This window comes from Dietzia sp. B44, from assembly GCF_014145245.1.
Taxonomy (GTDB): domain Bacteria; phylum Actinomycetota; class Actinomycetes; order Mycobacteriales; family Mycobacteriaceae; genus Dietzia; species Dietzia natronolimnaea.
Window position 1 is genome coordinate 1 of the sequence record NZ_JAALEF010000218.1, and the last position, 5,571, is coordinate 5,571.

A 5,571-nucleotide genomic window follows, 5' to 3' on the forward strand; every position below is an offset into this window, starting at 1 on the left:
CCCCAGGTAGGTCAGCAGCGCCAGGACGCCCATCGCGCCGTAGACGCCGCCGATGAACACCGCGAGCACGATGATCGCGGGCACCACCTCGGACCGGTCCAGGCCCGCGAACTCCTCCATGCCCTGGTCCCCCAGGATGTCCCGCAGCGCCAGGATCAGCAGGACGAGGACCGACGCCGCGACCAGTCCGCAGCCGGCGGTGAGCGCGGCCGGACGGGGGAGATGCCCGGGATCGGGGGCGACGTCGTCGGCCGGCCGGTCGGCGTCCCCCGACGCCAGCCCGCCCTCCGCCTGGGGGTCGTCGTACCCGCGGGCGGCCCGCACCACCCCGGCCGGGAGCCCTGCCGCCGACGCCTCGGGGACCGGTACGGACCTCAGGTCCACCACCGGTAGGTCACCGTCGGTGCGGATCGCGTCACCCCCGCCGTTGCGGGAGTGGTAGCCGGCGGAGAAGTTCTCGAGCACCCGAACACCCGCGGCGGGGACGTGGTAGCGGATCGAGTCCACGATGTAGTCGCGCTCCACGTCGATGTCCGCGTCGATCTTGTGCGTCACCTGGAGGGTGAACAGCGACAAACCCACGGCCCGGTCGTAGGTGGCGGCCCCGAGCCACTGCACGCGGTGGCCGCCGGGCAGCAGCCACCCGTCTGGGCACCGCCAGAACCGGACGTGGTGCCGTTGCGCGGCGTTGCCCTCGACCTCCTGCTGGTAGGCCAGACACTGCCTGCGTCCGAAGAGCCGCAGGGGGCTCACCGGCGCGGAGGGGTAGGACCGCCGGAGCACCGAGGACATGATGATGCCCCAGGAGGACCGGACCGTGATGTCGTCGGCCAGCACCCACCCGCAGGCCGTCATGGTCTCGTGGATCTGACGGGCGGTGCCGTCGACGGCCAGGTTGACCGGGTCCCCCAGCAACCCGTCAGACGTCCGGGTCCGCGCGATGAAGTATCCCGGCACGTACACCGAGGTGATCAGCGTCTGCAGCCGGGGCAGGACCAGATAGGCGACCAGTGCCCAGAACGGGATCAGGAGGAACAGATGCCACCAGGTGTGGCGCCACACGTCGTCCAACAGTCGCCAGCCCAGCCAGCCGGCCGCGAGGGTGGCCAGGGTGAAGAACACGGTGTCGACGACCTGGCCGGGCAGCGCCGGCCGCACGTCGTCGTCCCGCACCTTGGACGGCAGGCGGGCGTAGACCGGGGGCGCGGTCGGCGCGGACCGCTCCGCGCCGGGCGTCTGCACCGCTCGCTCACTGGTGGACATGGCTAGACGATAGTCGGCGGTACCGGCCGTGCGGACCGCGATGACTGCCAGAATGTCCCCGTGCCCACGCCCGATCCGACCCCGGCCAGCAGCCGGGGTGTCCACGAGGAGTACCTGCGGTCGCTGGGACTGCCGCTGATGATCGTCCCGTCCACGCGGTCTCGCGAGATGCTCATCCGCTCCGCCGGAGTCAGCGCCGGTCTCGCAGTGGCCACGTCGGGTCTCTCCGCGTTGGACCGCTCGAACGATTACGCGGTGGCCCTGCTCGAGCGGGTCGGTGAGGATTCACCGGAGCTGGACGACATCGGGATCACAGATCCGATCATCCTGCTGCTCCTGCTGGCGCTCGGCTTGTTCGCCGCCGCGCCGTTGATCGGGTGGCTGGTGGCCCGCGTGGTGCGACGCCTGGACCGGGTGTCCGGCTCGGTCGTCGGTCTCGTCTCGGCGGTCGCCCTCGTCGTGGTGGCACCTCTCACCTTCGAGGCCCATGACGGCCCTGGCCCGGCCACCACCTCGCTCCTCCTGGCGGGGGTGCTGGTGGGTACCTACATCGGTGTGGGTTCGCTGGTGCGCTGGGCCGCGCGGCGGGTCCGGCGCGAGCTCGGCACCATGGGCCACATGGTGGCCCGGGTCCTGCCGGTCCTCATGTTGGCCGTGCTCTTCCTGTTCTTCAGCGCGGAGATCTGGCAGGTGATGGTGGCGCTGTCCTGGCCGCGGACCTTCGCCGTGGTGGGCGTCATGGGTCTGCTCACCGTCCTGCTGGTGGCCATCACCACCCGGGACGACCTCCACGACGAGCTGGAGGCGCGGGCGCCGGGCCGGGAGCTGCGCATGTCCGAGCGGATCAACATCCTGCTGGTCCCGGTGCTGGCCACCCTCATCCAGGCCGTGTTGTTCGCCTGCCTGGTCTTCCTGTTCTTCGTGTTCCTGGGCTGGGTAGCCATACCGGAGGCCACCGAGACCCGGTGGACACTGCGGCCGACGGAGGATCTGGGGGGCCTGTTGGCCGGCGTCCCGGTCAGCGTGACCCTGGTGCGCGTCGCGCTGACCCTCGCGGCGTTCTCCGCCCTCAACCTGGCCGCGGCGGCGGCCTCCGACTCCGCCCACCGGGCACGGTTCGTCCGCCCCATGATCGACGAAGTGGTCCACGGCCTCGCCGCGCGCGAGACCTACCACCGGGCACGACGACGAGGCTGACACTCCCCGTCAGGCCCTGCGGTACTCCCGACGGCGGATCCATACGGTCGCGACCAGAGCGCCGATCACAACCGCCGCCCCGACACCCAGCGCGGCCACGCCGAGGATCACCTGGAGCACCGCCCCCGTCACACCGCCGAGCGCGAGGGCGGCCCACAGCGCCACCTGCTGGCGGTAGGGCGCCCACGATCCCCCGGCCAGCGCGTCGACCAGACGGTGGGCGGACTTGACCACCGCCCCGGTCATGTAGGTGACCCCGAGCGAGACCTCCCCGCCGGAGTGGAACACCGAGTTCATGGCCCCCATCGACGCGGCGACGACCGCCATCGACAGCGGCGCCCCGACGACCGTGGCGGTCGTGAGCCGGTGCACCGCGAGCGCCACCAGCAGCAGGGTGGCGACCAGGGCCAGGACGGCCGGGCGGTCGTCCCGGGGACGGAGGCGGGTGACCACCGCACCGGCGACCGCGCCGAGGAAGAACGAGACCAGGACGACGGCCGCGATCCCCGCGCCGCCGAGGTCACCCTGCACCAGGTCGACGGCCATTCGCGTGGAGTTGCCGCTCATGAACGACACGAAGTAGCCACCCACCACGAGGAAGCCGACCGCGTCGACGAACCCCGCCGTGCCGGCCAGGACGACGGCGAGCAGTCGCTCTCGTCTGCGGAGATCACGCATCGGGTCGCGCCCGACCGGTCCGATCCCTGCCGGCCCGTCTCAGGATGACCGTCTCAGACCGGGTCGACGCCGAACAGCGCCGGCAGCGTGCCCTCGTGGGCGGCGCGCAGCTCCGCGGTGGTCAGGGTGAACTGCCCCTGGACCTCGAAGGTCCCCGAATCCGGGTCGGTGACGGCGATCCGGGTGTGCGGGATGTCCTGCGCGGTGAGCATCTGCTGGAAGCGGATCTCCTCGCCCCGGGGGACCGACACGATCACGCGGCCGGCCGACTCGGAGAAGAGCCACACGAACGGGTCCGCGTCGGCGGGCAGCACCACCCGGAGGCCGCACTCCCCGGCCAGGGCCGACTCCACGAGCGCCTGCGCGAGCCCGCCCTCCGACAGGTCGTGTGCGCCGGTGATCAGGCCGTCCTTGGAGCACGTGGCCAGGATACGGGCGAGTGTGGCCTCCCACCGCAGGTCGACCGTCGGGGGCATGCCTCCGAGGTGCTCGTGGGCGACCTGGGCCCAGATGGACCCGTCGAGCTCGTCGCGGGTCTCGCCGAGCAGGTAGACGTTCTCGCCGGGGGTGTCACCGAACGCGGTGGGCGTGCGGCGGGCGACGTCGTCGATCACTCCGAGCACGCCCACGACGGGCGTCGGCAGGATCGGGGTGGACCCGGTCTGGTTGTAGAAGGAGACGTTGCCGCCGGTGACGGGGATACCGAGCTCGGCACAACCGTCCGCCAGTCCGTGGACGGCCTCGCGGAACTGCCACATCACGCCCGGGTCCTCGGGCGAGCCGAAGTTGAGGCAATTGGTCACGGCGACCGGGGTGGCGCCGGTGACGGCGACATTGCGGTACGCCTCCGCCAGGGCCAGCCGGGCACCGGTGTACGGGTCGAGCTTGGTGTAGCGCCCCGACGCGTCGGTCGACAGCGCGATGCCGCGGCCGGACTCCTCGTCGATGCGCAGGACACCGCCGTCGGCGTTCTCCGCGAGGATCGTGTTGCCGCGGACGTAGCGGTCGTACTGCTCGGTGATGAACTTGCGCGAGCACAGGGCCGGGCTGGAGATCATGTCCACCAGGGTCCGGCGCAACTCGTCGCCGGTGGCCGGGCGGGCCAGGGTCGCGGTGGTGTCCGCCTGCAGGGCGTCCTGGTCGGAGGGCCGCTCGAGGGGGCGCTCGTAGACCGGCCCCTCGTCGGCCAGCGACTCGGGCGGGGCGTCCACCACGGTCTCACCGCGGAACTCGATGGTGAGCCGGTCGCCGTCGGTGACCTCGCCGATGTCGGCGGCCAACACGTCCCAGCGGCGGCACACGTCCATGAAGGCCTCGACGTTCTCCGGCGTCACCACGGCGCACATGCGCTCCTGCGACTCACTGGAGAGGATCTCGGCGGCGGACATGCCCTCCGCGCGCAGCGGGACGTTGTCGAGCACGATGTGCATGCCGCCGTCGCCGGCCGCGGCCAGCTCGGAGGTGGCGCACGCCAGGCCGGCACCGCCGAGGTCCTGGATGCCCACGACCAGCTCGTCGCGGTACAGCTCGAGGCAGCACTCGATGAGGACCTTCTCCATGAACGGGTCGCCCACCTGGACGCTGGGGAGCTTGCGCGGCTTGACCGGCGCTCCGTCCTCGTCCACATCGAAGGTCTCGGACGCCAGCACCGACACGCCACCGATCCCGTCGAGACCGGTGCGGGCACCGAACAGGATGATCCGGTTGCCGGTGCCGGAGGCGAACGCCAGGTGCAGGTCCTCCACGCGCATGACGCCCGCACCGAGGGCGTTGACCAGCGGATTGGCGGCGTACGACTCGTCGAACACCGTCTCACCACCGATGTTGGGCAGGCCCAGGCAGTTGCCGTACCCGCCGACCCCGGCCACGACGCCGGGGAGCACGCGGTGCGTGTCGTCGGCGTCGGCGGGGCCGAAGCGGAGCTGGTCCATCACGGCCACCGGCCGCGCGCCCATCGCCATGATGTCGCGGATGATCCCGCCGACACCGGTCGCGGCACCCTGGTACGGCTCGATGTAGGACGGGTGGTTGTGCGACTCGACCTTGAACGTCACCGCCCAGCCGTCACCGATGTCCACCACGCCGGCGTTCTCGCCGATCCCCGCGAGCATGGTGGACCGCATCTCGTCCGTGGTGGTCTCGCCGAAGTAGCGCAGGTGCACCTTGGACGACTTGTACGAGCAGTGCTCCGACCACATGACCGAGTACATGGCCAACTCGGCGTCCGTGGGCCGGCGGCCCAGGATCTCCCGGATGCGGGAGTACTCGTCCTCCTTGAGTCCGAGTTCCGCCCACGGCTGGGCCAACTCGGGGGTGTCGGAGGCGTGCGAGATGGAGTCCACGTGAGTCGTCACGGGGGCGAGTCTAGTCGGCCCGCGGCGGCCCGCGAATCCGCTACCAGCCGGGGCTAGGAGCATGGGTCAGTAATGGCTC

The 5,571-nt window shown here is 71.4% G+C and carries 4 protein-coding genes; 1 reads left to right on the forward strand and 3 read right to left on the reverse strand.

Annotated elements, in window-relative coordinates; genetic code table 11:
* On the reverse strand, window positions 1-1,263 hold a 1,263-nt coding region (locus G6017_RS08080; RefSeq protein ID WP_241731428.1), incomplete at its 3' end, for an LssY C-terminal domain-containing protein.
* Between the two features lie 60 nt (window positions 1,264-1,323).
* On the opposite strand from G6017_RS08080, the gene G6017_RS08085 reads away from it, so the two are divergent.
* Complete coding sequence (locus G6017_RS08085; protein WP_182616856.1) at window positions 1,324-2,460, forward strand: hypothetical protein; 1,137 nt, start codon at window positions 1,324-1,326, stop codon at window positions 2,458-2,460.
* Window positions 2,461-2,469: 9 nt separating this feature from the next.
* On the opposite strand, the gene G6017_RS08090 is transcribed toward G6017_RS08085, so the two are convergent.
* Both G6017_RS08090 and purL read right to left on the reverse strand, forming a co-directional pair.
* Entirely contained in the window at window positions 2,470-3,138 is a 669-nt protein-coding gene (locus G6017_RS08090; protein ID WP_182616858.1) for a YoaK family protein, read from the reverse strand.
* Between the two features lie 53 nt (window positions 3,139-3,191).
* Window positions 3,192-5,492, reverse strand: a complete 2,301-nt coding sequence (gene purL, locus G6017_RS08095) for a phosphoribosylformylglycinamidine synthase subunit PurL (RefSeq protein ID WP_182616860.1) — start codon at window positions 5,490-5,492, stop codon at window positions 3,192-3,194.
* Window positions 5,493-5,571 lie beyond the last annotated feature (79 nt).

Coding starts and splice junctions, on each gene's coding strand:
- G6017_RS08090 (WP_182616858.1), bottom strand. CDS start 3,138: ATGCGTGATCTCCGCAGACGAGAGCGACTGCTCGCCGTCGTCCTGGCC.